The following is a 24765-nucleotide window of genomic DNA, read 5'->3' on the forward strand; positions in this document are numbered from 1 at the left end:
TTCCTCAAGGACGGTGCCTCAGGAAAGTGACTTATTTCTTCTCGCCGCAGACATACGAGTTGATTTCTGCGCCCAGCGGGATTTCGGTAACTTTCGGTGTGTTCCAGGCCATAATTTTTCTCCTTGGTCTCCGATAACCGGCAGATGTGACAACAACACATCCGCAGGCGCTCCTCATGATTTAGTGACCGGATGCCACTGGAGTTCAAGGGGTTTTTTGGGCAGAACACGCAACTGTGTCCTTTCGCGGATCATTTTGATCCCTAAGCTCCGTCTTCGTTGCAGGCAGAAAATATGTCCGGCCGTCCCATTACGCCTTCCGCCGACCCTGCCTGTAGCAAGAGCCCGTCTCCGTCCGGAAAACCCGATAAGAAACTGACGCCTGACGGCGATTTCCCAGACCCGACGCTTGACCGGAACCTCCTGCGTGAACACCTGAACATCCGGGATATGTGCGTCCTGATCCTGACGATTCTGGCCGTATTCTATTCTCTGTATTTCACAGCCCCGATCCTGCTGCCGTTCGTCTTCGCGATCGTTCTGAACCTCCTCATGATCGCGCCCATGCGATTCCTGACCCAGCGTCTGCGCCTGCCGAGGCATGTGGCGGGGCTTATGCTGATCGTCATGATGTTCGGCATTGTGGGGGGAATCGCTACGACCATTTCCGTGCCGGCCGCCGGCTGGATCACCCGCGCCCCTCAGACACTTCCCGCCCTGCAAAGCAAGTTGGCAGTGCTCAGCGGCCCGATTGACGTGGTCCAGCACGATTACATGCGCTTGTCGGCCATGTTCGGCGGCCATTCGGGCAACACGCATACAGCGCATGGCGTCACCGGACCGATCAGCGGGGAGACGGCGCTCTCGCGGCTCGGCTCTTCCGTTCTGGCCGGCACACGGGAGCTTGCAGGCGGCTTCTTCTCGATGCTGCTGATGCTGTTCTTCCTTATGACGGAAGGCGACACGCTTCTGCGCCGCTGTGTCGAGATCATGCCAACCTACGCCAAAAAACGCCGCCTCGTGGAAATGGCCACTCAGATCGAGCAGAACGTCTCACTTTATCTCGTGACGATCACGATGATGAATCTGGGTGTGGGGCTGGTGAACATGATCCAGTGCTGGGCGACCGGCATGCCCAATCCACTGCTGTGGGGCGTGCTGGCGTTCCTGCTGAACTACATTCCCATCATCGGGCCACTCACGGGCGTCGTAGTCTATTTCGTGGTCGGGCTGTTCAGTTTTCCGTCCCTGCTTTACGCGCTCCTGCCGCCGTCAATCTATCTGCTAATCCATGTGCTGGAAGGCGAGACCATCACGCCCATGCTGCTGGCCCGGCGCTTCACGCTCAATCCCGTATTCGTCATGGGATCGCTGCTGTTCTGGGACTGGATGTGGGGCATTTCGGGCGCCTTCCTGTCCGTACCGATGCTCGCGGTCTTCAAGATCGTCTGTGACCATATCGAAGTTCTGGCGCCGCTCGGCCATGTTCTGGGTGGCCCGACACGCAGGACGATCAGCAGCGCCATTGTTGCGCAGTTGCAGTCCGAACCGTGAAGATCGGGGCTTTGCCCCGCGCCCCACAAAGGGGCTCGCCCCTTTGATCCCGATTCCAAATAAAGCGGTTTCCAAAGGTCCCCAGCCTTTGGCGGGTTTCAGGGCAGCGCCCTGAACAGGCTCTGAATATCTGGCCAGAACCGCCCCCTTTACGCTAGACGCTTCGGCAGAACATTCCTGTCCGGTTCATTTTTCCAAGGAGACCCCATGACCCAATTGCCCCGCCGTGGCGTCTGTCTGGTGATCTCGGCCCCGTCTGGCGCGGGCAAGTCTACCATTGCCAACGCCCTGCGCGCTTCGGAGCCAACCTTGCGCCATTCCGTCTCGGTCACGACGCGCAGGCCGCGTCCGGGGGAAGTCGAGGGTGTGCATTACCATTTCCGGGATATCGAGGAATTCCGCCGCATGGCTGCGGATGGCGAACTGCTGGAATGGGCGGAGGTCTTTGGTCGAGGCTATGGCACACCGCGCGCACCGGTTGAGGAAGCGCTGAATGCCGGGCATGACATGGTGTTCGATATCGACTGGCAAGGGCACCGCCTTCTGCGCGCGGCCCTGCCTGACGATGTGGTGAGCCTATTCGTTTTGCCGCCGTCGCTGGAAGAACTGGAACGCCGCCTAAACAAACGCGCTTCGGACCATCCGGAAGAAATCACCAAACGCATGAAGGCAGCGCTGGATGAAATTTCCCACTGGTCCGAGTTCGATCACACGATCATCAATTCGGATCTCGACACCGCCATTTCGCAGGCCCGATCCGTCCTCACAGCTGCGCGACTGTCCACACGGCGCCAGCGCAACCTGCTGGACATGGTCGCCAGCTTCAGCCAATGATCTCGTCACTCGCGAATCTTGAGAGCCTGCTTCCCGGTTTTTATGCAGATGGAAAGCTTTCTGCAGAATTTGGGAAGACTCCGGCTTCGTGATATGGCCTGCCGTTCTCTCAGTGGCTGCGGACGGCAAGGGAAAGACACTTCATGACAGCGCCCCAGAACGGGACCGGAAATGGCCTCCAGACCGGAGCGGACCTCGCTGTCCGCAGTGATTCACCTCTGATTCTGGCGCTTCCGAAAGGGCGTATTCTCAAGGCCCTGGCCCCTGTCCTGACGCGCACCGGTATCGAACCCGATCCGGATTGCCTGACGGAAAGCAGCCGCCGACTGCGCTTTGGCACGTCCGATCCGAATCTGGATGTGGTCCGGGTCCGCTCCTTCGATGTCGCGACCTTCGTGGCCTATGGCGGCGCGGATATCGGCGTGTGCGGCGCGGATGTACTGATGGAGTTCGATTATCCGGACATTTATGCGCCACTTGATCTGGGCATCGGAGGCTGTCGCATTGCCGTCGCACGACCAAAAACCATGGTCGAGGACCCCGCAACCGGTCAGTCTCGTCTTCGCGTCGCCACGAAATACCCGACTATCGCCCGCCGACACTTTGCCTCCCGCGCCATCAACGCTGAAATCGTGCATCTGAATGGCGCGATGGAACTGGCACCGACGCTGGATCTGGCAAGCGTGATCGTCGATCTGGTTGATACCGGTTCCACGCTCCGCGCCAATGGCCTGATGGAAACCGAAACTATCGCCCATGTCACGAGCCGCCTGATCGTCAACCGCGTCGCGCTCAAGACCCGTCCTGAAGAAATCAGCGCCCTGATCGAACGCTTCCGCGCCGCGCTGAACACGGAAGAAGACGCCTGATGAAACGCCTCGATACATCTGTCGCCGGGTTCTCCGAAGACTTCGCAACACTGCTTGCCGCACGTGGAAGCGACGAGCGCAGCGTGGCCGAACCGGTCCGCATCATTCTCGCCGATGTACGCAGCCGGGGCGATGAAGCCCTGTGCGATTACACTGCCCGCTTTGACCGCCTGTCCCTGCCAGCTGAAAAACTGCGGATCAGTGCGGAAGAAATCGCCTCCGAAGCCGCACGCGTCCCTGCCGACCTGATGGATGCCCTGCGCACCGCCGCCCGCCGGATCGAGACGTTCCATGCCGCACAGATGCCTAGGGATCTGGATTTCACAGATGAGGACGGCATTCGCCTTGGCATGCGCTGGACCCCACTGGATGCGGTCGGGCTGTATGTTCCAGGTGGCAAAGCGGCCTATCCGTCCTCCGTACTGATGAACGCCCTGCCCGCCCGCGTCGCAGGTGTGAAGCGGCTCGCTATGTGCGTGCCGTCGCCGGGTGGCGTGCTGAACCCGCTGGTTCTCGCGGCCGCACAGCTCTGCGGCGTTGAAGAAATCTATCGTATTGGTGGCGCGCAGGCTGTGGGCGCCATGGCGTTCGGTACGGACCTTATCGCGCCCGTGGACCGTATTGTCGGTCCCGGCAATGCGTTCGTTGCGGAAGCCAAGCGGCAGGTCTTTGGGCACGTCGGCATCGACAGCATCGCCGGGCCGTCCGAAGTCGTGGTCGTCGCTGATGGCCAGAACGATCCGCGCCTTGTCGCGCTCGATCTACTCGCCCAAGCCGAACATGACGAGCAGGCACAGGCCATCCTCATCACGACGGATGCCGCCTTTGCCGACCGCGCTGCCGAAGCCGTCCGCAAGGAATTGGAAACGCTCCCTCGCACAGCCATCGCCTCCAAAAGCTGGTACGATCATGGCGCGATCATCGTAGTGCGCTCACTTGAGGAGGCCTCTGAAATTGTAAATGCGCTGGCCCCCGAGCATCTGGAAGTCATGCTCGACGCCCCGCGCGAGTTTTCGGACATGATTCGCCACGCAGGCGCGATCTTCATGGGCCGCTACTGCCCCGAAGCAGTGGGCGATTATGTCGGCGGCCCAAACCACGTCCTGCCGACCAGCCGCACGGCGCGTTTTGCCTCAGGTCTATCGGTCTTCGACTTCATTAAACGTACCACCACCATCGAAGCCGACGAAGCCGGTCTGCGCCGGATCGGCCCGGCCGGTGTGGCGCTGGCGAATGCCGAAGGACTGGACGCCCATGCGCTCAGCCTGTCGGTCCGGCTGGAAAATTAGCCTCCATCCGAGAGGTTCTGACACCTCCCGGAGCATCCCGCTTTACCGGAGCGAGCCTGTATCCGGATCCAGAACCAGAGGCGTGGTGTTCGGCTTTTGCGTGAAGTCAAACAGCGTATTGATCTGGCCCGCAGCCGCATCAAACGAGCCGCCCCCAAGCCGTTTTCCGCCCAGCCAGTTGTCTTCAATGAAGCGCACTACGGAGGCCTGACTGGTCAGGTCATGACTGACAAAGTTCCGGCGGGCATACGGCGAGATCACGATGAGCGGGATGCGCGTCCCTGGCCCGCAACGGCCATTGACCACCTTGCCCGCCACACCTTTTGGAGCCGACCCTGCGGTTCCGCAGATCCCGGGACCGTTGAGTTGATCCGCGATGCTGTCGAATGAACCCCAAAGCGGTTTGTGGAACGCATGATCGTACCAGCCATCGGAGTCATCATAATCAATGATGATCGCCGTACTGGCCCATTCCGGCTGGCTCTGGATAAAATTGACGAGCGTCACGATAGCGTTCTGCTCATCCAGCGGGTCCGAGTTGCCAGGATGAGCGTCCTGATAGGCCGGCATCTTGATATAGGAGACCGCGGAGAAATTCCCCGCTTTCACGGCCTTATAGAAATCCTTGATATCATACTGATGGTTGGCCGGTTCCCGGGTCGAGGTTCCGGGGATCGTGCTGAAGCCGATCGAAGCCGTGGAGTTCGGCCGGGCATGCGTCGGATTGGCCGTACTTGCGAAATACTGGAACCAGGCATGATGCGGAACATAATCAGTGCGGGTTCCCACTATTTCGGAATAGGTGCTGCGACTGCACCCCGTGGTGTTGTTCGCGTTCGTGAGCGTCAGGTCGAAGCCGCCCATGAAACCACCCCAGGAAATACCCTTCTCGTTCAACAGATCACCGATATTTTTGGCATTCATCCTTACCTGTGATGAGGTCGAACAGCGATCATAAGCCGGATCCTCATCGTTAATCAGGGTGTATCCGCCCTGTCCGTCATGAATGTAGGCATTGCCGAGCATGTTTCCCGCGATGGGCTGAAGACCATTGGTCTGTCCAGACACAATCTCAAGCGCACCCGGCGTGGACGGCCCGTAAGTATCGCTCCAGTTATTGTCGCTCATCGCGTAATGCTGGGCGTAACTCCAAAGCGCCGTGACCGTGTTGCCATCAAAATACCCTAGGACCTGCCCTTTCGTTCCGAAAGCACCCGAGCTTCCATATGTTGCTGATCCGGTATATTTTGGAAACAGATCCATCTTTCCGCCATCGTAAGCCTGTTGTTCCGGCGTGTAGCTGTGGTTCTGATCTGCTGTATTCGCCTGCGTTCGGTCAATACGGAACGGAAGTGCTGTTCCCATACCGTTCGCCGGACTGGAATTCGGATTGTTCGTAAGGAGATTTGCGCTCGTAAGATTATTGACAGAAGGCGTATCAGCCAACGCCGTAAAAGCCGGTTCACCGCTCACATTCGCCGCCTTGGGATAAGTCGCGAAATAATGATCGAAGGAACGATTTTCCTGAAAAATCACTACAACATGCTTGATGGGCGTCGCTGTCTGATAGGACGCAGCCACAGAGGAAGCCAGCCCCATGGACGGGAAAAGAACGGAGCCGGACAGAAGGACTGCTAGGCCGGATTTTGCTCGTTGTACGCGCTTCATGAACACCTTACAGAACCTTTCTTCACTACGATCAACCGGTTTGACAAACATTCTGAACCCCACGTCCATTGTTCGTCCGAATGTTCCTGGTTGGTTGAGCATGTCACTCATCCTGTCCCCTCCCTACCTGTCCCGTGACAGTGGCAGCCACGTGATCCACAGACGGAGCATCCATATCTGTCAGCGTTTCAAGGAATGCGATGATCGCCTGGCGCTCGTTTTCGGTTAACACCGGGGCTTCACCGGAGCGGCGATTAAATGGCGCATCTATCGTGTCAATATTGGAACGATATTTTTCTGGAATATCGTTGTAGATGTTGATTTTCCCGTCAGTTCCACGGGGATAAAATTTTTCTGGCTGAAGATCCCGAACAGCATAAAAATCCAGAACAGCTTTGAGTGTGTGAAAAACACCGTTATGGAAAAAAACATGACGCGTCGCGACATTCCGCAAGGTCGGCGTCATGAACATTCCGCAATAAGCCGCAAAGGCCTTTCGACCATCGGGCTGACTGTCGCAAACCCCTAGATCATCATAGCGGGCGACGGTATTGCGGCTGATCGCCATGTTGCGTGGCGCACCAAGCGCTTCATACTGATGATCGGTGAAAAGCGGTGGCAGGCCATCGCGTGTGATGTGGTCGAGATGACACGCCGCACAGTTGCCTTTTTGCGGATCGTTGAACAGAAGATACCCATCACGTTCGAGCGGCGTGAACCGGGCTTTCCCTTCCAGCCAGGCATCAAACCTGCTGGAATATTCGTGGAAATGGGGATCTTCCAGTTCATAACGCCCGATTGCGAATAGCGCTTCTTCACGCAGGAAGGCAGGATCCTTTTCCCCGCGCGCTCCCGCCAATGCAAGAAGAGCCGCACGGTAAAGTGACGTGTTCAGCCGTGCAGTGACATGCTCCGGCGTGGAAGCCATCTCATCGGGATCAAAAAGCGGTCCACCCGCCTGTTGCTGGAGTGTATCGACCCGGCCATCCCAGAAAAGTCCACCCTGTGGAACAATATGGGCGGCGGATGACGCTGTATCCGTAGCACTTTTGCTGCCACGCTGGTTTCCCGTATTCGGCACAGCGATGACGCGCGGAGCCACATCGTCATTCCCCAGATCCGGCCCGATACTGAACGGCGGCATACGTTCCAGATAAGTCAGCGTGGGAATTGCGCGCCGGCCCTGCTGATGCAAATCGGCCCCGCCTTCGAAAACGGAAGTATTGCCCGTCGGCCCATAATGGTTCGCCGGATCATGACAGGAAGCGCAGGACAGTTTGCCCGAACCGGACAATGCCCTGTCGTAAAATAGCATGCGCCCGATCTGTGCCATTTGCGACAGAGGAGTCTGTCTGGGACGATGAAAAGTCTGGGGACAAGGATTGCGACCATCTGGCGCGGGATCACAGGCACCCTGAGAGAGCGCTGGTGATACAGGTGGGGATTGCGCCTCACAACTTGCGCCGAGCAGTGTCATCCAAAGGACTATACTGACACACCGGATTGTCCACGTCGCGCTCCTCACAGGAGAGACGTCTGTTCTCCATCCTGCACGTGAACCATTTCCTGAACCCGTCATAACCAAAGGTCATACCATACTGAAATGCGGGAGCTTCCTTATTACCGGTACTGAGCCAGTCCTCATGATCATCTCCAAAAAAGGAGTAATCGCTGTATCCGAGACAAGGGCTGATAACGGATTCAGCGCGAAGAGGGATATGACAGTTTTATGAACCTTAACCTGCGGTTTTCACGTTCTTTTCTCATGAAAACAGCAGTGATGCAGCCCGCGCCATACTCGTATACGCATTCGGATTTGAAATCCGGCACGGGAATCACAACATTTCCACCCACGACCCAGAAGTGCTCTAGGCTCAGGGCCGAGAAGGAGAAATCAATCATGGCCCTATTGTCGATCGGTGATCATGTTTCGGACCTAAAAGGCACGCATGACGGCAGGCTGGTCGATATCGACGGCTCTACCGGCTATGTGGAACAGGCCAATGGCGTAGAAGTCGAATTTCCGCTGAGCCAGCTCAAGCCTTACGAGCCTCCGAAAGTAGCAGAAGAACGCACCCTTTCCGGCCCGCTACGAGACCGGCTCCTGAATCCCGCGCAAAGAGCCCTTCTCGCCGCGGTCCCCTCGCCCCTCCTTGTTGCAATCGCCAAAAGTTATGATGCGGGATGTGACGGGCCGGGGTCACGTCCCCCTTTTGCAGCTCTTCCGGAATCAAAGCGGCTTGAGGCCATCCGGATCTATCTGCCCACATTACCGCAGCGGCTTCTGGCATCACACATGTCTCTGGTCGTCGCCATGCGCGATATTTCCAAACTGTCCTGACGCGCTGAGTCTGCATGCTTTTCGGCCGCGTTGACGGCGGGAAGCATCATTCGTACAAGCCCGTTTTCTGAATCTGCGAAGCCCCATCAGGCGCAGCTTTACTCAGCGCCGGAGGCGCCGCTTCATCATGTCCACGACTTCTGCCCAGGCTTTTGCCGATCTCGCCCTGGCGCCCACGCTTCTCCGCGCGCTGGATGAAGCGGGTTACGTCAAACCCACACCCATTCAGGCCCAGTCCATCCCGCTGCTTCTTGAAGGCCGCGATCTGCTCGGGCTGGCCCAGACCGGCACTGGCAAGACGGCCTCCTTCGCACTTCCCCTGCTGCACCGGCTCGCCGCAACGCCCCGTCCCGCGCCCAGGAACGGCGCGCGCGTTCTGGTTCTGGCACCCACGCGTGAACTGGTTTCCCAAATTGCGGACGGGTTCGAGAGCTTCAGCCGTCACCAGCCGGTGCGCGTCACCACGATTTTCGGCGGCGTCAGTCAGGTGCATCAGGTAAAGGCGCTTGAAGAGGGCGTGGACATCATCGTCGCCGCACCGGGACGCCTGCTGGACCTGATCGAGCAGGGCCTGTGCGATCTGTCACAGCTTGAGGCGCTGGTGCTGGATGAAGCCGACCAGATGCTGGACATGGGCTTTGCAAAGCCGATCGAGCGCATTGTCGCAACGCTCCCCGAACACCGGCACACAGTACTGTTCTCCGCAACGATGCCGAAATCTATCACGGCCCTCGTCGAGAGCCTCCTGCGCGACCCGGCAAAGGTCGAAATCGCACCGCCTTCGACCACGGTGGACCGGATCGCGCAGTCTGTCATGTTCCTCGATGCGTCCAACAAGAAAGCGGCCCTCCTGTCCCAGCTTCAGGCGCCGGGTATCGGTCAGGCCGTCGTCTTCACATTGCAAAAGAATATCGCCAACGAGGTCTGCACCTTCCTGACGGAGTCAGGAATCACGGCGGAAGCGCTGCACGGCAACCGGTCGCAGGGTCAGCGCGAGCGAGCGCTGAACGCATTCCGTGAAGGCACTGTGCAGGTTCTGGTGGCGACCGATATCGCCGCACGTGGCATTGACGTCGATACGGTCACGCATGTCATCAACCATGATCTGCCGAGCCTGCCAGAAAGCTATGTGCACAGGATCGGTCGCACAGGTCGTGCGGGCCGCAGCGGGTTTGCCATCACGCTCTGCGATGCCGAACAGCGCGCCTGGCTCCATGCCGTGGAGCGTGAGATTGGCCGGACTCTGGACGTTCATGACAACCATGAATGGCACTGTGAAAAGGCCCGGAACTCGACCATGCGCCCGCCCGTGCTCGGTGGTGGTCCGGTCAAACAGGTCAAGCCGCAGAAGGTTCGTGAGCGCCGCGTGTGGACCGAAGAGGAAAAAATGGCCGCACGGGCTGCCGCTGCCAAGACGTCCTGAACGGACCCTGTCGTGCTGTCTGAGAGGGCGACACGACGCCAGAGTGCCAAAAAACCACAAGAATCCTCGGACAGGGACCGGTCATGCTTGACCTTTGGGCTGACAGTCCGCACATAGCGGGCTGGATTTTCTGGCTCTGCACCGGAGCCACTGCCGCGCGCAGATCATTACCCTGTCCCTGAAGCAAGGATTCACATGTCAAAAGAAGACCTTATCGAGTTTACCGGCACCGTCATGGAACTGCTCCCTAACGCCATGTTCCGCGTCACGCTCGACAACGAGCACACCATCCTCGCCCATACGAGCGGTAAGATGCGCAAGAACCGCATCCGCGTTCTGGCCGGTGACCGTGTCAATGTCGAAATGACGCCCTACGACCTGTCCAAGGGACGGATCACGTTCCGCTTCAAGTAAGACAGTCCGCCGCATGACCGCATCCCCGTCTTCCGCAGAAGGGTCATCCGGCCTTTTGGACCGTCCGAAGCTCGTTCTGGCCTCTGCCTCCCCGCGCCGCCTGAGCCTGCTGGAACAAATCGGCATCGTGCCTGACGCCATCGTCAGCGCCGATATCGACGAAGAACCGCGCCCCGGCGAATTGCCGCGCCCGCTCGCGCAGCGCCTCGCCCGCCAAAAGGCGGAGCATGTGGCCGCGCAGCGCACGGACGCCGCATTGGTCCTCGGCGCGGATACCGTGGTGTCGGTCGGTCGGCGCATCCTGCCGAAAGTCGAAGACGAAAAGACAGCCCGCGCGTGCCTGAAGCTGCTATCGGGCCGTCGGCACAAGGTTCTGACCGCTGTTGTCCTGCGCCCGAGCGCGAGCTGGCCGCAGGGCAATTCCTGCGAGCGGTTGGTGGAAACCTCCGTCATTTTCCATCGCCTGACGGATGCTCAGATCGACGCTCTGATCGCGCAGGGGGACTGGAAGGGCAAGGCAGGCGGTTATGCCATTCAGGGCGCCGCCGCTGCTCATATCCGCCAGATCGGTGGCAGCTACTCCGCCGTTGTGGGGCTACCTCTGTTTGAAACCGCGCAACTCCTACGTGGACAGCCGGTTGGCAAGCCCTCAGGTGGCTGGATCGCATGACCGAAATCCGCGCAGCCTGTTCTCCAGGTGAAGTGCGGATTGCCGTCACAGATCATGACACGCTCCTGGATGCCGCGATCTGGCGCCCCGGCAGCCCGGATGGTCTGGAAGACTGGCATGTTGTCCGCGTCCAGAAAGCCGCTTCCGCTCTGGGGGGCGCGTTCGTCCTGCTCGAATACGGCCAGAGCGGCTTTCTCTCCACACGTGAAACCCTGATCGAAGGGGCTCTGACCGCAGCGCGCGTCAGTCGCGCAGCCCAGAACAACAAGGGTCTGCGCCTGCGTCGGGCGGACATGCCCACCGAAGCCCCCTCCGCTCCAAAACTCCTGGAACGCGGCCCGACCCCGCTCGACGAACTTGCGGACCGCTATCCGGAGGCTCCGATTTTCGTGGATGATCCGGGCATTGCCGCAAAACTCCCTGTCCGGCTGCGTCCGCGCCTCCAGCGTTGCCAGCAGGCATTCGATGGTACGCTTGAGGCCGATTTCGACAGTCTTGGCAGTTCCGATGCCGATCTGGGCCTGCTGACCGCCAGTTTTTTTCCGACCCCCGCCCTTGTCGCTGTCGACCTCGACAGCACTGGCACTCCTGACTTCAAGGGGAATGTAGCGGCCTTTCCCGAACTGGCGCGGCAGATCCGCCTGCGGAACCTCTCAGGCACGATTCTGGTAGATCCGGCAGGTGTAAAGACGCGCAAACGCCCCGCGCTAGTCGCATTCCTGCGCGAAGCCCTGTCCGACGATCCGCTCAAGCCAGACGTTCTCGGCGCAACATCGTCGGGCCTGCTGGAACTGACGCGCCCTCGCCGTCGCCCTCCTTTGCATGAACTTCTGTCTTCCCCACAAGGTCTGGCTCTGTCCATCCTGCGGACGATCCTGCTCGAAGAGCGCCCAGGCCAGACGCTGACAGCTTCGATCGGCCTTATCAAAGCACTGGAAAGTGACCCCGAGGCGCTTGCTAATTTCACGTCCCGCCGCGCCCGGCCGCTGGACCTTGTCCTTGATCCCAATGCCCCACCCGCAAGCTGGAGCCTGTCATGAGCGAGTCCACCTGTCCGATCTGCCATCGCCCCACGGATCCCCGGTTCCGCCCGTTCTGCTCCCGACACTGTGCAGACGTAGATCTGGGCCGTTGGTTCAATGGATCATACCGGGTTCCGTCCTTCCGTCAGGATAATGACGAAGAGCAGAACGAATATCACGACGGAGAGGGTTGATCCCACCTCAATCATCCGCTAAACCCCATTCCGCAGCAGGGTCCGCCCTGTGGCTTCGGTGCCCAAGTAGCTCAGTTGGTAGAGCATGCGACTGAAAATCGCAGTGTCGGTGGTTCGATTCCGCCCTTGGGCACCATTTTCTCCATAAAAATTATTTTCTGATCAGCACTTCACGCGAATGGTTGTCTCCATAAAGGCACGATTCCCTCTGATGTTCTGACAGCCAGATCTTCCATGATGAAGCCGGGCAGGCCATCGCCGCCCAACTCAACCGCGCCCTATCCCGAAATCCCCGTTATCTTCAGAGCATAATCGACCAGCATATCAAAGATCACACCACGGTGGCCTGTACGCTCGATACACAAGGCCGCTCTCGCGACTGCCTGGTCCGGGAAGGGCATTACGGGGAGCTGAATCAGGCCGCACGCGACTATGTGGCTCAGGCACCCTATTTCTCTGCAATAAGAAGAGATCATCCCGTCAGCCCACACTACAGGATGCACTTCAATTTCCTCATCCCACCGGACCGCTGACTGATAGCCGGAACATGAATTTTCCCTTCGTATGCATCCGAACCGTGGTCGGGGGCGTTGTTTTCTCGAGCGTCAGAACAACACGGGTTCTGACCCGCACGCAGTGACTACGAAAACAGACAGAAGGTTTCATGATGTCTTTCAATATCAGCCGCCGTGGCGTCGCCCTTGCAGCCGTCCTTTTCGGAGCAGGTCTTGTCGCAGCCCCCGCCGTCCGCGCTGAAGATACGCTCGGAACCCCGGTGGGACACATCACACTCTCTGCTCATTCGGCAGATGTCGGCATCGGTTACACCTGGGGCGACGGCACCCTGACCTATGGCCATCACACCTATCACTTCAAGGTCAGCGGCGGGAACATTGCAGCCGTTGGTTACTCCACCCTGAAGGCCGAGGGTCCCGTCTATAACCTCAAGCATCTGCATGATTTCGACGGCAGCTATGGCGCACTTGCCGGTGAGGCAACGCTCGACAAAGGTCTGGGTGGTGCGATCCTTTCCAACAGCAATGGCGTGCGAATCAAGATCGAGACCGCAACGCAAGGCGCACGTCTGGCAGCAGGTGCACAGGGTCTGACCTTTACGTTGAACAAGTAATATGGTGCCATCCTAGCGCATATTTATTTCAAATAAGGATGCGGTTACAGGTCGGACACTCACCCAGCTCGCCCGTTTCTTCCGAATTTTTACGGAGGGTCGGAGAATGACAGATCATGGATACCAACATTATTGTTCTCTCCTTCACCGAGCAGAGCAAGGCGTTCCAAGCGTTTTCCGAACTTCGGGAATGCGCTGAGGACCAGAAACTGGTTGTCATCAATGAAGCTGTCGTTGAGCGCGGCACGAACGGAAACATCATCATCCATGACAACTGGACCAACGGATCTTCAGGCGAGCAGGTTCTGAACGGAACGCTGCTGGGCGTACTTCTCGGGGCGTCCATGAGTGCGCTCGTGGGATCGAGCCTGTCGGCTGAGGATGCGATGATCCGCAGGAGCCTCCTGGCGCAGCAGCAGAGGCCAAGCGCGTCCTTGTGGAGCAGCATTCGACCGAATGGCACGACCGTCTGAACTAATGGCAGAAACAGGTTGCGACCTGCCTTCACAATCTGAAGAACAGGATCACGAGCGACTGAGACCGTTACGGTCGTGAGCTGAGCCCCTAATGCGGGCCATCGTGACGAAACATTTCCTTGCAGGATGTCGTCACGATGGCCCAGCGCCGTCAGCGGATTGAAAAAGATTCCCAGTGCGCAGGCGTTCTGTGTCATACGCAGAAAAGAGTGGCGGCTGTTGGAAATCAGTGGCGTGGAGAAGCGCTCTGTGAAGAACGGCCGTGAGAAACCGCGCTTGAGCCAGAGCTGGAAAGCATCGAAAACCGATAAACAGAGATTTTCCCTCTAGGTGGGAAACACGATCACGAAACGTCCCACGCGTCCCTGTTCGCCGCTCGGCTGCGGGTTGTTGCTCTCACCGATGGTGGCGGTCAGGAGAAGTTCGATGGCGGTGCCTGCGGGGAGGACAACCTTTACACCGCCCTGACACTTTCCGTCAGACGTAGGCTGCTGCCGATGGTTCCGGGGGCAAGAAGGGATGTCAGGGCGTGGCAGCGGCCCGAGACGGAAAGGTCCTTATGGTCCATGGCGGACAGGATACATGGGACGCTTTATTTTAAGAGAGAGGGCATGAGCCTGGGGACAGGACGTTGCATGTCCGGCCCGGATACGGACATAGTGCGGCATGAAGCGTCTCGACCCCTTTCTCCTGTCTCTTATCGCCGCCATTGCACTGGCCTCTTTTCTGCCCTGCCGTGGGCAGATGGAGCATATCCTCCAGCATGTTGTGACGATCCTCATCACGTTCATGTTCTTCTTTCAGGGCGCAAAGCTCGAACGTCATGCCATCGTGGACAGCGTGAAGGATTGGAAACTTCAGGGGAGCGTGCTGCTCTGCACGTTCGCGCTGTTTCCGTTGCTGGGGATCGGGCTGCATCTGCTGTTTCGGGCAGTCTTTCCGGATGCCCTGTTCGGTGAGGATCTGTGGTCGGGCATTCTGTTCCTGTGCTGCCTGCCATCCACCGTGCAGTCTTCCATCGCGTTGACCTCCATCGCGAAGGGCAATGTTCCGGCGGCGATCTGCGCGGCAACGGTTTCCAACATCGCAGGTATCGCGCTCACACCGCTACTGACGGGACTAGTGCTCGGGCATGTGGGCGCGGGACATTCGCCGCTGGAGTCCATTCTCGACGTAAGCAAGGAGTTGCTGTTGCCGTTTGCGCTGGGGCAGATCCTACAAAAATGGGTCGGGCCGATCGTACGCAGGCACAAAATCCTGATCTCATTCACCGATCGTGGGTCTATCATCGTGGTGGTCTATACGGCGTTCAGTTCGGCCGTGGTCGAAGGGATCTGGCACCGGGTTTCGGGCGCGCATCTACTGCAAGTCGCGCTACTCGACAGTCTCATGCTAGCGCTGGTTCTTGTGCTGTCCCATCTGATGGGCGACGGTCTGGAACAGACGACGGAAAACAAGATCGCGCTCCAGTTCTGTGGCTCGAAAAAATCACTGGCGTCAGGCGTGCCTATGGCGAGCGTCATTTTTCCGGCGGCGTCGGTCGGCATCATCGTGCTGCCCCTGATGATCTACCACCAGATCCAGCTCTTCACCTGTACGCTGCTGGCCCGGCGTTATGGTCGTCGCATGCTCGCAACCAGCGACCAGGGCACGGCGACCTCACCGCAGCGTCGCACTGCCACACCATAGACTTCGGCAAACAACGCATCCGTCAGCACTTCGGCGGGCGTCCCGATACCGACAAGACGCCCCTCCGAAAGGACCGCGATGCGAGTGCAGAAGCGGGCGGCGAGCGCCAGATCGTGCAGAACCACAGCGACGGCCTGGCCCTGTGCGGCGTACTGGCCAAAAAGGTTCATAACTGTCAGGGCCTGCGCGGGATCAAGGGCCGCGACGGGTTCGTCCGCCAGCATCACAGGAGCCTGAACGGCAAGCGCACGCGCGAGCAGAATGCGGGCGCGTTCGCCGCCTGACAGACGGGCGGAAGAACGGTCAGCGAAGGCACTCATCCCGACCGCGTCGAGCGCCTGTCGCACGGCGGCGGCGTCCTGTTGCGCTGAAGCCGTACGGCGATGGGGCAGACGACCGAGGGCCACGACGTCGCGCACGCTCATTCCGATTGAGGCCGGGGCTTCCTGCGGGAGATAGGCCAGATGGCGACCGCGCTCTTCGGGCGGCATGGTGAACAGGTCCCGTCCATCCAGAAAAACACAGCCCGTATCGGGGCGAAGCAGTCCGGCCATAACGCGCAGGAGCGTACTCTTGCCCGCACCGTTAGGACCGATCAGGCCGAGGACTTCGCCGGGACGCACCTCGAGTGCAATATCGTTGAGAAGTCTGTTGCCCTGAAGGGTCAGGCTGATCGTGTCTGTCTGGAGGATCATGACGCACTCCTCATACCGGCCGGCCGCGCAGGCGCCAGACCTGCCAGAAAAAGACCGGTGTTCCAATCAGCGACGTGACGACACCGAGTTGCAGTTCGGCCCCGCTGACGGGCAGGCGTACAAACAGGTCAGCCGCCAGCAGGAGCGCCGCGCCACCAAGGGCAGAGGGCAACAGCAGACGTGACGGGCGCGCTCCGGCGAGCGGGCGCAGGAGATGCGGCATGACGAGCCCGACAAACCCGATCCCGCCCGCAACGGCAACCCCGCTGCCGACCGCAAGCGCTGTTCCGATCACGACGCGCCACTGCACGACCCGCAGGGAGAAGCCCATCGTCTGGGCAACGTCTTCACCAAGGGTCAGGGCATCCAGCGACCGCCCCGTGCTGAAAAGCAGCGCGGAGCCGATCAGCAGACCAGGCATCGCAATCAGAACATCCTGCTGGCTGGCACGCGACAGGGAGCCCATGAGCCAGTGCATGATTTCATAAGACGCATAGGGGCTTGGCACGAGATTGAGCGTCAAAGCCAGAAGGGCCGCGCTCATGGAGCCCAGCGCCGCACCGGCCAGTACCAGAACGAGCGTCCCGCCGCGCGTGAGTACCAGAAGCAGGAGTGTCGCGAGCCCAGCGCCGAACAACGCCGCCAACGGGAGCGCAGGCACCCAGACTGCCGAGACGCCAGTATAGAAGACTAATACCGCCCCAAGAGCACCACAGCCCGAAATACCCAGCACGCCCGGATCGGCGAGTGGATTACGGACCAGTCCCTGAAGCGCCGCCCCCGACAGACCCAGCGTTGCACCGATCAGCAAAGCAAGGGTCATACGAGGCAGGCGGATCTGGCCGATGATGGTCACGGCGATCGTCGCGCGGCCATGCAGCATGTCGGACAGGCCCTGAGTGACGTCGATCCCCGCCGGACCTGCGGTCAGTGACAGGAGGGCAAGAGCCAGAACCAGCGTGGCGAGAATGGTGACGGTCAGGGCATAGCGGCTCATGGTGTAGACTCCGCGCCGGTCAGACGGTCATGCGCGGCGATCAGGGCGGTCAGCGCATCGAGAGTATCAGGCGTGCCGCACATGGTCAGCCGGCCGGGAAGGGCTAACAGATGCATGCCCGTGAAGCGGTCCCGCAGGGCGGGATGATGAACGGCATCTTCCGCTAAAGAGACGCCTTCCGAAATCATGCCCGTCACCAAAAGATCCGGCGGATGGGCAATCAGCGTTTCCAGCGCGATGGTGCCATCTGGTCGCTCGGACGCAGACAGGCGGAAGCCCGCGCGTTTCAGCAAATCGGTAATCAAGCCGCCCTCTTCTCCGGCAAGGTTCGCGCCGATGACCGTAGCCGTCAGGATCTGCTCCGGATGAACAGGATGGAGGCTTTCCAGACGCATACCAAACGCACGGACCATGTCCTCGCCGCGTGCATCTTCGCCGATGGCGTGGGCGATTGTGCGGATCTGGGTGGGAATATCCGCTAGAGATGCAATGGAGGGAAGCTGCACGAAGGGGACATGTAGCACATCGGTCACGAGCGGAACGGTCGGACGGTGCCATGTCCCGTCCAGAACAACATCCGGATGGGTGACAACAAGGTTCTCGCCATCAGGCCGCTGGACAGGATAAGCCCTGGCAGCCTCACAGCGAACGGATTCCGCGCAGTCCGTGGCCAACGGGCTGAGACCAAGGATATGGGACGGGTCCGCCAGTTCAAGCAGCAATTCGTCCGTACACAGATTGAGCGAGACGATACGGGTCCGCACCGGACCGGCACAGGCCGATCCGGAAAAACAGCCCCACAGCAGGAAACTTGCCATCGGGACTGCAAAGACGTGAAAAAGCGCCTTAGAGGCCAAACGTCACACCGCCGTAAAAGGAACGACCCGGCTGAAGATAACCGACCGGGTTTTCATAATACCGGTTCCCCAGATTGTCGCCACGCGCGAACAGGGTGACAAAATTGGCCAGCTTGTATTCCGCGGCAATGTTCACCGTCACATAATCATGCCCGATCGTGCTCATGGACGTATACCGGTCGAGGTCATGCCAGCCACTAACATACAGCAGGCTTGGCGTAATGCTCAGGCGCTTGGTCGGCGTCCAGATCACACTGGCCGTGGCCTTGTGGCGGGGACGACGCACGAGGGCCGCACCCGTGCTGCGATCCGTGGCGTCCGTCCAGGTATAGGTGCCGCGCAGATCCACGCTCTTGATGATACGGTAATCAATAAAGGCTTCCACACCATGCGTCTGCGCACGGGCGACGTTGATATAGGTGTAGTTGTAGCCCGACAGTGCATAGTTGATGAGATTGCGGACATGGTTGCCATAATAGTCAGCACCAAACGTCAGCTTACCGCCCAGAAGACGCTCCTCGAACCCAGCGTCGAAGCCCAGAAGACGCTCGGCTCGCAGGTTCGGATTGGCAAGGGAGTAATAGGCGGGATAGCTGACGAAAAGCTGGTTCAGCGACGGACCATGGAAGCCTGAACCACCGCTGGCTTTTAGCGTCAGACCGGTACCAGGAATCTTCACCGCCGGGGCGACACGCCAGGTCACGTAATTACCGTAACGGGAATTGTTGTCGTAACGGATATTGGCTGAACCGAAGAGAATATCGTGCCAATGACCTTCAAGCTGACCCCAGGCGGCATTCGTCGTGGTCTGAGCTGCGACCGGGGTCATGATCCGTTCGCGGATATAGTCATATCCCACGAGGAATGAACCGTTATGACCAAGATGGGTCAGGCCCTGCCAGTCCACCTTCAGACGATCGCCACGGTTGGACGCGATGTCTGATTCTCCAGCCGTGATGTCATGGCGGCGATAGGTTACGTACCCGACGCCGAGCGTCTGCTCGAACACACCCTTAAAGGATTTCAGATGGGCCGTTCCGCGCAGAATTGCTTGTTTAAGATCGCTTTCATTCTGCTGGGCTGACGGTAACGTCGGATAGGAACTGTAATCGTCAGCGACGTATTCGTAATCCGCCTGCGTGAGATGGGCCGTGAAGCCGAGATCGAAATTGTCCGTCACGTCGTAGCCGAGCCGCACATTGGCTGTGCGGTTGTCGTTACGGTTGGACGCAACATCATGGTCGTGAACCTGCGCACGAATGGCTTTTGGTACAGCCTGATAGTCGCCGACATGATTGTGCGAGACTTCGACCATGTAGTGGAAACGGTGCAGCGATCCCGAGAACCCGGCCGTCTGGTTCTTCGTTGAATAGCTGCCGCCTTCGAGACGGACGAAGCCGTGCAACGGTCCCTGCCCCTGTTTGGTCGTCATGTCGATGACGCCGCCCATCGCATCCGCACCGTATAGGCCGCTCTGCGGGCCACGCAGGATTTCCACGCGGGCCAGCCCATCGGTAAGAAACTGCGCTGTATCAAATGCCCCAGCCGGCGTGGACGGATCGTTAATGTCCATGCCGTCCAGCCGCACCTTCACTTCATTGGCGTTGGTGCCGCGCATGAAGATCGACCCCGTACCGCCAGGACCGCCCGTACGCACCATGTTCAGGCCCGGTTCACGCGACAGAAGGTCTGCGAGGTCGCGCCTCTGGAGCAGTTCAATGTCACGCTGGGTCACAACCGTAACCTGCGAACCGACTTTGCTGATGTCCTGCGGCATTCGGTTGGCCGTTACGGTGACGGTCTCAGGGATGGTGGCGGTTACGGTGTCAGGAGTGGTCTGCGGGGCTCTGGTGGCTGTCGTCCGGGGAACGGTCGGGGGTGTCTTGGGCTTCTGCGGCGGTGTTGGCTCCTGGGCCGGGACGGACGCCAGCGCGGGAACGGCGGCAAGCATGCTCGTCGCGAAAAGAAGGCAGGAAATACGGGGCATGGCGATAGTAATGTCTCGTCGTTCTGCGTCGCCCTCAAGAAGGAGGCAGCCCCGCAGTGACAGGGTCTGATCCAGCGTTCCGATGCACCCCGCCCGGACCGTCCTTCGGACAACTTATGCTGACGGCAGGTCTCCTGGCTCGCGCTTTGGTCTCAGGCCCCTTCCCGGCACCGGGCCAGTGGGTTCTCTCCTGAAGCCGTACTGTCCACTCGTTACGGAGCGACAGTCAGTGCTTACAGTTGCGGGGGCAGCCGCAGTTTTGCACTGCGTTCCCTTTTCACCCGGCAGACCGGGCACCGTCAGATGTCATGAAGCGCCCCGGGCAGCACAAGTCAAACACAAACATCCATTCATCGCTGATTTGATACCGCACAACTCTGCAACATCGCTTTCATTCCGTTGCAATCCGGTCTTTGCCTCGAATGTCCCTGGACGTCAGTGTTCCCTCCATCGGATACAGGATCAGGACGCGATCATGACGACCCCCTCTGCTGCCCAGACGGTTCACCACGAACGCGACCTTCCGGCAGGATGCGATGGCATGAAAGGAGAAGGGCCCGGTCTTCCCCAACGTCTGTTGTGCAGCACTTTCCGGGTCCGGCAGTATAACGACGTACATGCACGCGCCGCGGATCTGAGACTGCGGCTGCCGCTGGGCCGCAAACGCCTTCAGCGGATCGAACGCATCCGCGAAGCCGGGGCGCTATTCATCCATGTTCCTAAGAATGGCGGCACGTCGATCTGTGACCTGCTGTATGGAGGGATCATGATGCATGAGACCTGGCGCTATTATCAGCATGTCGCCCCCGATCTGTGCCGGACCCTTCCGAGCTTCGCGATCTGGCGTGATCCCGTAAAGCGTTTCGTTTCCGCATGGGCCTTTGCCCGTCGTGGCGGCACGTCACGGGTGAAAATCCATCCTTCAGTCAACGCACTCTACCGCTCGTTCCACACGCTGGACCATGCTCTCGAACATGTGGAATCCTGTCCGAGCGTTTACGAGATGGACCATGTTTTTCGTCCGCAGGCTTTGTATGTTTGCGACCGTAATGGCCAGCTGAGCGTCGATCAGCTGTTTTCGATGGATCGGATTGCGTCCCTGCCCGATTTGGTACCTGTCCTGAAAGGCAAAACCATTCCCCATTTGAACGGCAACACCCACGATGTCGTTCCCACGGCCGCGCAAGCAAAAAGGATTCGACAGCTCTACAGCGCAGACGAAGCGCTGCGCCCAGCTGGATAATACTTTAAAACGATCTTTCCCAGAAAAACGGGACATGTCTTCCAAATGTCACAATCAATGGCAGGTTTCCTGTCATTTTTTTGCCATTGCGATAGTGGAATGTGGCTAAATTACCATGCCCTGTGTATGTCATATCATGTCAGCCCACATCCGATTGAAATAAGGCCATCACTCATGCTTTTTCTCGGCTGAAAGTTCCCCTGACCGAGAAAGACCGAAAATACGATGCGCCTTGTTCGCCTGCTTTCGACTTCGGCCCTGTTTGCGTTCGGTACGGTGTCGGCCTTTGCCGCGCCCGCAAACAACACGGCTCCTTCTGCCAAGAAGAGCCATACCAAAGTCGCTGCCGCCGCCGCACCGTCCATGATGGGCAACACGGCTCCAACAGACGAACATATCTCTGTCAGCGGTCACCATTCCTATTTCGATGGCGTAACACGCCGCGATGTTGGTGGTGGTCTGATGCAAAAACAGGATGCGGCGAAATCCGTTTCTGCCATCTCCCGCGACTACATCGAAAAACAGGCCCCCGGTCAGGACCCGATGCAACTTATCGCGCTGCTTCCAGGTGCGAACGTTACATCCTCCGATCCGGCGGGTCTGACGGGAAGTCACATGAGCGCCCGTGGCCTCGACCAGTCGCAGATGGGTTTCACGCTTGAAGGTTTCCCGCTCAATGATATTGGAAACTTCGCGGTATATTCTCAGGAAATTGTAGATTCCGAAAACCTGCGTAAGATCAGCCTTGCACAGGGCTCCGCAGACCTCGACAGCCCGCATCTGAGCGCCACCGGCGGTGTGGTCGACATGTACATGATCGACCCTAAGATGAAAAAGGGCGGCGCATTCGACGTCTCCTACGGCTCATACGACTACACGCGCGGCTTCCTGCGTCTGGATACCGGCAAGATCGGCCAGACCAATCTGCGCGCCTATTTTTCTGGCTCCTACGCGACAGAAGACGCCATCCATTCCATGGCCACGAACCGCAAGCTGCATGCTGAAGCGAAGTTCGTGAATGACTGGGGTGATGGCAACCGCGTGTCGCTCGCGATCGTCGGAAACCGACTCTATAACTACCTGTCGCCAAGCGTAAATCTTCCATCGTGGAATGCGTATGGTTTTGGCGAAAAAACGGGTTACGTTGCATCGTGTTATGCTGGTTCCACCTGTACTCGCCCGAATGGAACCACTTTTAAAAACACAAGCAATGCTACAATAAATAATACCGTTTATAACGGTACATATAAAGAAAATAATAGTAATTACTATAAACTTCACCAGAACCCGTTCACCAATATCTATGCCAGTGCTCCCTCAACCTTTAAGTTGACAGATCACCTTGTTCTCACGGAAACGCCTTATTTCTGGTACGGTGACGGCAGCGGCGGCGGTGCTTACACGACACCAACAAGCTGGGGTGCCACGAACATGACTGGCACACTGAACGGCAAAAAGCCCTCCAGCAGCACACTGATGTATGAACCCTCGCTCACCACGACCTATCGCCCGGGTGCCGTCACGAAGCTGACACTGACAACCGGCGTTAACCGCCTGATGGTCGGATACTGGTTCGAATACGCCAAGCAAATCCAGACAGCGCCTGCAACGGGCATCGCATCCAACGGTACACCTTGGAACATCTGGGGCAGTGGTTCGAACTTCATCTTCAATGACGGCACGACCTATCAGTACCGCGCCAGTCTGACGCAGACCCGCACCCACGTCATGTTTATTGGTGACAGCCTGTCGCTGCTGAACAACAAGCTGACCATCGACGCAGGGTTGAAATATGCAATCGTCACACGTGACGGTCACAATATGCTGCCCAATACGTCAACAGGTCCTTACATCAACAAAACATTCTACCAACCGCTGCCGACAGCATCGATCCGCTATCAGATCAATCCGGAAATGCAGATCTTCGTGTCTGGTGCGACAAACTTCCGTATCCCGATGAACTACTCGCTCTATGACGCGGGTACATATTATAAAAACGGCGGATACAGCACGCAGGCCAATGCAAACCAACAGCCGGAAATTTCCATTTCGGAAGAAGCCGGCTGGCGTTACACAGGCCCAACGGTCATGGCCTCAATCACGTACTTCCACTACAACTTCACAAACCGTCTGTTCTCTCAGACCGAATGTCTGAACTCATCGTGCACCAACTACGCCACGACCAACATCAATGCCGGTGGTCAGAGCACGAACGGTGTGGATGCCGAAATCGGAACACGTCCGATTTTCTATCACCTACGGCCCTATGCATCCTTCGAGTACGTTGACGCCCGGACCACCAGTAACCTGCGTGCTGGTAGCGGTGCATCAAGCGACTACCTGCATACCGCTGGAAAATTTGCTCCTGAGACCCCCAAATACCAGGTTGGCTTCAACCTCGACTATGACGACGGTAATATCTTTGGCGCTTACAGCCTGAAGTACGTTGCCAAACAGTATTCGACATTCATGGACGACCAGCACATTCCGGGTTACGTTAAAATGAATATCTCGGTCGGCTATCGCTTCAAAAACCTGGGCTTCCTGCAAGCACCGAACATCAAATTCAACCTGACCAACATCACCAACAACCATTACCTCGGTTTTCCGACCGGCGTTCAGACCAACGCACAAACACAGCGCGGCATCTTCGGAACCACCGTCAAAGGAACAGCTCCGACTTACATGATCGCGGCACCGTTCGCTGCAACCGGTTCCATCAGCGCTGGTTTCTGATCCTTCAAATCTTGTTAACCCTGAATGCCCCATGCCGGTCTCCGGCATGGGGTTTTTCATGACCGTGAAGGTATTCCAAAACAAAGCGCTGCACTCTTGCGCTCTATTGGACAATAGGGCCATTTAAACCCACACTCGCGACACACCAGAGACACATAAGGATCCACGGTGGGCAGAACGAAAACGACGGACAGGTCAGCTCTGGATATCTATCTGAGGGCTCTTAGGGATCATCTGTCCATTGAATCCAAGGCCATCGAGACCGCGCTTTCCGAGTTGCCTGTATGTGAGCGGTATCCGGGGCTATGTCGGCGGATGGAGCAGGATCTGGCGATGGGCCGGAGCCATGCGCGGGAGGTCACGATCCTTCTGTCCCGACACGGACACCCTGCCCCAGTTCCCCATGAAACCGTCTCGTCCATTCTCAGCACCGTCTCGGGGCTTCTGCATGGGGGTGAGGAGCATGACGTTCTGAAGAACGTGCTGGCGGCGAGCGGATATCGCGCGCATCAGATCGCATCACTTCAGGTTCTAATTGTGCTGGCACAGCAGCTTGGTTTTGCGCAGGACGCAGCGGCTCTGGACTGCCTGAAGGATGAGGAAATAGCGGCGGCCGGGGCGCTCGAAGGACTGACGCCAGAAATCGTGGCGCAGTATCTGGCGGCAGGCTGAGGCAGC

The 24765-nt window shown here is 58.5% G+C and carries 23 protein-coding genes, 1 tRNA gene, 1 pseudogene and 1 riboswitch; of the genes and pseudogenes, 18 read left to right on the forward strand and 7 right to left on the reverse strand.

What is annotated here, in order from left to right:
• Nucleotides 1-31: 31 nt before the first annotated feature.
• Nucleotides 32-112, reverse strand: coding sequence for a pyrroloquinoline quinone precursor peptide PqqA (gene pqqA, locus IGS75_RS05550; RefSeq protein WP_010502998.1), 81 nt, complete (start codon nt 110-112; stop codon nt 32-34).
• A 182-nt stretch (nt 113-294) separates the two neighbouring features.
• On the opposite strand from pqqA, the gene IGS75_RS05555 reads away from it, so the two are divergent.
• The 4 genes from IGS75_RS05555 (at nt 295) to hisD (ending at nt 4546) form a co-directional block, all read left to right on the forward strand.
• Nucleotides 295-1554 (forward strand): AI-2E family transporter, encoded by a 1260-nt coding sequence (locus tag IGS75_RS05555; RefSeq protein WP_202257876.1) that lies wholly within the window; start codon nt 295-297, stop codon nt 1552-1554.
• Between the two features lie 207 nt (nt 1555-1761).
• Nucleotides 1762-2388, forward strand: coding sequence for a guanylate kinase (gmk, locus tag IGS75_RS05560; protein WP_202257877.1), 627 nt, complete (start codon nt 1762-1764; stop codon nt 2386-2388).
• 143 nt (nt 2389-2531) lie between these two features.
• Nucleotides 2532-3257, forward strand: a complete 726-nt coding sequence (hisG, locus tag IGS75_RS05565) for an ATP phosphoribosyltransferase (RefSeq protein WP_141353298.1) — start codon at nt 2532-2534, stop codon at nt 3255-3257.
• Nucleotides 3257-4546, forward strand: coding sequence for a histidinol dehydrogenase (gene hisD, locus IGS75_RS05570; RefSeq protein WP_141353300.1), 1290 nt, complete (start codon nt 3257-3259; stop codon nt 4544-4546). The genes hisG and hisD overlap by 1 nt, the downstream gene beginning before the upstream one ends.
• Before the next feature lie 42 nt (nt 4547-4588).
• Here hisD and IGS75_RS05575 read toward each other — a convergent pair whose 3' ends face one another.
• Both IGS75_RS05575 and IGS75_RS05580 read right to left on the reverse strand, forming a co-directional pair.
• Nucleotides 4589-6214, reverse strand: a complete 1626-nt coding sequence (locus tag IGS75_RS05575) for a phospholipase C (RefSeq protein WP_141353302.1) — start codon at nt 6212-6214, stop codon at nt 4589-4591.
• A gap of 103 nt (nt 6215-6317) precedes the next feature.
• Nucleotides 6318-7547 carry a cytochrome-c peroxidase gene (locus IGS75_RS05580; protein ID WP_202257878.1) on the reverse strand — a complete coding sequence of 410 codons (1230 nt, stop codon included), beginning with the start codon at nt 7545-7547 and terminating at the stop codon, nt 6318-6320.
• A 567-nt stretch (nt 7548-8114) separates the two neighbouring features.
• On the opposite strand from IGS75_RS05580, the gene IGS75_RS05585 reads away from it, so the two are divergent.
• From IGS75_RS05585 to IGS75_RS05635, 11 genes are all read left to right on the forward strand, one after another.
• Nucleotides 8115-8555, forward strand: a complete 441-nt coding sequence (locus tag IGS75_RS05585) for a hypothetical protein (RefSeq protein WP_141353306.1) — start codon at nt 8115-8117, stop codon at nt 8553-8555.
• 127 nt (nt 8556-8682) lie between these two features.
• Nucleotides 8683-9978, forward strand: a complete 1296-nt coding sequence (locus IGS75_RS05590) for a DEAD/DEAH box helicase (RefSeq protein ID WP_141353308.1) — start codon at nt 8683-8685, stop codon at nt 9976-9978.
• Between the two features lie 195 nt (nt 9979-10173).
• Nucleotides 10174-10392 carry a translation initiation factor IF-1 gene (infA, locus tag IGS75_RS05595; protein WP_007282896.1) on the forward strand — a complete coding sequence of 73 codons (219 nt, stop codon included), beginning with the start codon at nt 10174-10176 and terminating at the stop codon, nt 10390-10392.
• A gap of 13 nt (nt 10393-10405) precedes the next feature.
• A complete protein-coding gene (locus IGS75_RS05600) occupies nt 10406-11062 on the forward strand; it encodes a Maf family protein (RefSeq protein ID WP_141353310.1) in 657 nt (218 codons plus the stop codon).
• Nucleotides 11059-12102: a ribonuclease E/G gene (locus IGS75_RS05605; RefSeq protein ID WP_202257879.1), complete on the forward strand. Its 1044-nt coding sequence runs from the start codon at nt 11059-11061 to the stop codon at nt 12100-12102. Before IGS75_RS05600 ends, IGS75_RS05605 begins: the two co-directional genes overlap by 4 nt.
• Nucleotides 12099-12278, forward strand: a complete 180-nt coding sequence (locus tag IGS75_RS05610; RefSeq protein ID WP_141353314.1) for a DNA gyrase inhibitor YacG — start codon at nt 12099-12101, stop codon at nt 12276-12278. The genes IGS75_RS05605 and IGS75_RS05610 overlap by 4 nt, the downstream gene beginning before the upstream one ends.
• Before the next feature lie 60 nt (nt 12279-12338).
• Nucleotides 12339-12414, forward strand: a tRNA-Phe gene (locus IGS75_RS05615).
• Nucleotides 12415-12532: 118 nt separating this feature from the next.
• A complete protein-coding gene (locus IGS75_RS15795) occupies nt 12533-12811 on the forward strand; it encodes an energy transducer TonB (RefSeq protein ID WP_408876493.1) in 279 nt (92 codons plus the stop codon).
• Nucleotides 12812-12945: 134 nt separating this feature from the next.
• Complete coding sequence (locus tag IGS75_RS05625; RefSeq protein WP_202258255.1) at nt 12946-13407, forward strand: hypothetical protein; 462 nt, start codon at nt 12946-12948, stop codon at nt 13405-13407.
• Between the two features lie 116 nt (nt 13408-13523).
• Complete coding sequence (locus IGS75_RS05630; protein WP_237469014.1) at nt 13524-13880, forward strand: hypothetical protein; 357 nt, start codon at nt 13524-13526, stop codon at nt 13878-13880.
• 669 nt (nt 13881-14549) lie between these two features.
• On the forward strand, nt 14550-15572 hold the full coding sequence (locus tag IGS75_RS05635; RefSeq protein ID WP_202257880.1) for a bile acid:sodium symporter family protein: 1023 nt from the start codon (nt 14550-14552) through the stop codon (nt 15570-15572).
• Here IGS75_RS05635 and IGS75_RS05640 read toward each other — a convergent pair.
• The 4 genes and pseudogenes from IGS75_RS05640 to IGS75_RS05655 form a co-directional block, all read right to left on the reverse strand.
• Nucleotides 15497-16204 (reverse strand): annotated as a pseudogene (locus tag IGS75_RS05640) (ABC transporter ATP-binding protein); the annotation flags it as partial. The gene IGS75_RS05635 and the pseudogene IGS75_RS05640 overlap by 76 nt on opposite strands.
• Nucleotides 16205-16277: 73 nt before the next feature.
• On the reverse strand, nt 16278-17264 hold the full coding sequence (locus IGS75_RS05645; protein ID WP_202257882.1) for a FecCD family ABC transporter permease: 987 nt from the start codon (nt 17262-17264) through the stop codon (nt 16278-16280).
• The gene (locus IGS75_RS05650; protein WP_202257883.1) at nt 17261-18082 is read right to left on the reverse strand and encodes an ABC transporter substrate-binding protein; all 822 of its coding nucleotides are present in this window, start codon (nt 18080-18082) and stop codon (nt 17261-17263) included. The genes IGS75_RS05645 and IGS75_RS05650 overlap by 4 nt, the downstream gene beginning before the upstream one ends.
• Nucleotides 18083-18110: 28 nt before the next feature.
• Entirely contained in the window at nt 18111-20108 is a 1998-nt protein-coding gene (locus IGS75_RS05655; protein ID WP_237469020.1) for a TonB-dependent receptor plug domain-containing protein, read from the reverse strand.
• A gap of 107 nt (nt 20109-20215) precedes the next feature.
• A riboswitch (cobalamin riboswitch) is annotated at nt 20216-20424 on the reverse strand.
• Nucleotides 20425-20583: 159 nt separating this feature from the next.
• Between IGS75_RS05655 and IGS75_RS05660 the strand changes: the two genes are divergently transcribed.
• The 3 genes from IGS75_RS05660 to IGS75_RS05670 all read left to right on the forward strand — a co-directional run bounded on the left by IGS75_RS05660 (nt 20584) and on the right by IGS75_RS05670 (nt 24759).
• Entirely contained in the window at nt 20584-21351 is a 768-nt protein-coding gene (locus IGS75_RS05660) for a sulfotransferase family protein (RefSeq protein WP_141353324.1), read from the forward strand.
• 225 nt (nt 21352-21576) lie between these two features.
• A complete protein-coding gene (locus IGS75_RS05665) occupies nt 21577-24087 on the forward strand; it encodes a TonB-dependent receptor (RefSeq protein ID WP_202257884.1) in 2511 nt (836 codons plus the stop codon).
• Between the two features lie 168 nt (nt 24088-24255).
• Entirely contained in the window at nt 24256-24759 is a 504-nt protein-coding gene (locus tag IGS75_RS05670; protein ID WP_141353328.1) for a DUF892 family protein, read from the forward strand.
• The last annotated feature ends 6 nt before the right edge of the window (nt 24760-24765 follow it).

It is taken from the genome of Gluconobacter sphaericus (genome assembly GCF_016757795.1).
GTDB lineage: Bacteria > Pseudomonadota > Alphaproteobacteria > Acetobacterales > Acetobacteraceae > Gluconobacter > Gluconobacter sphaericus.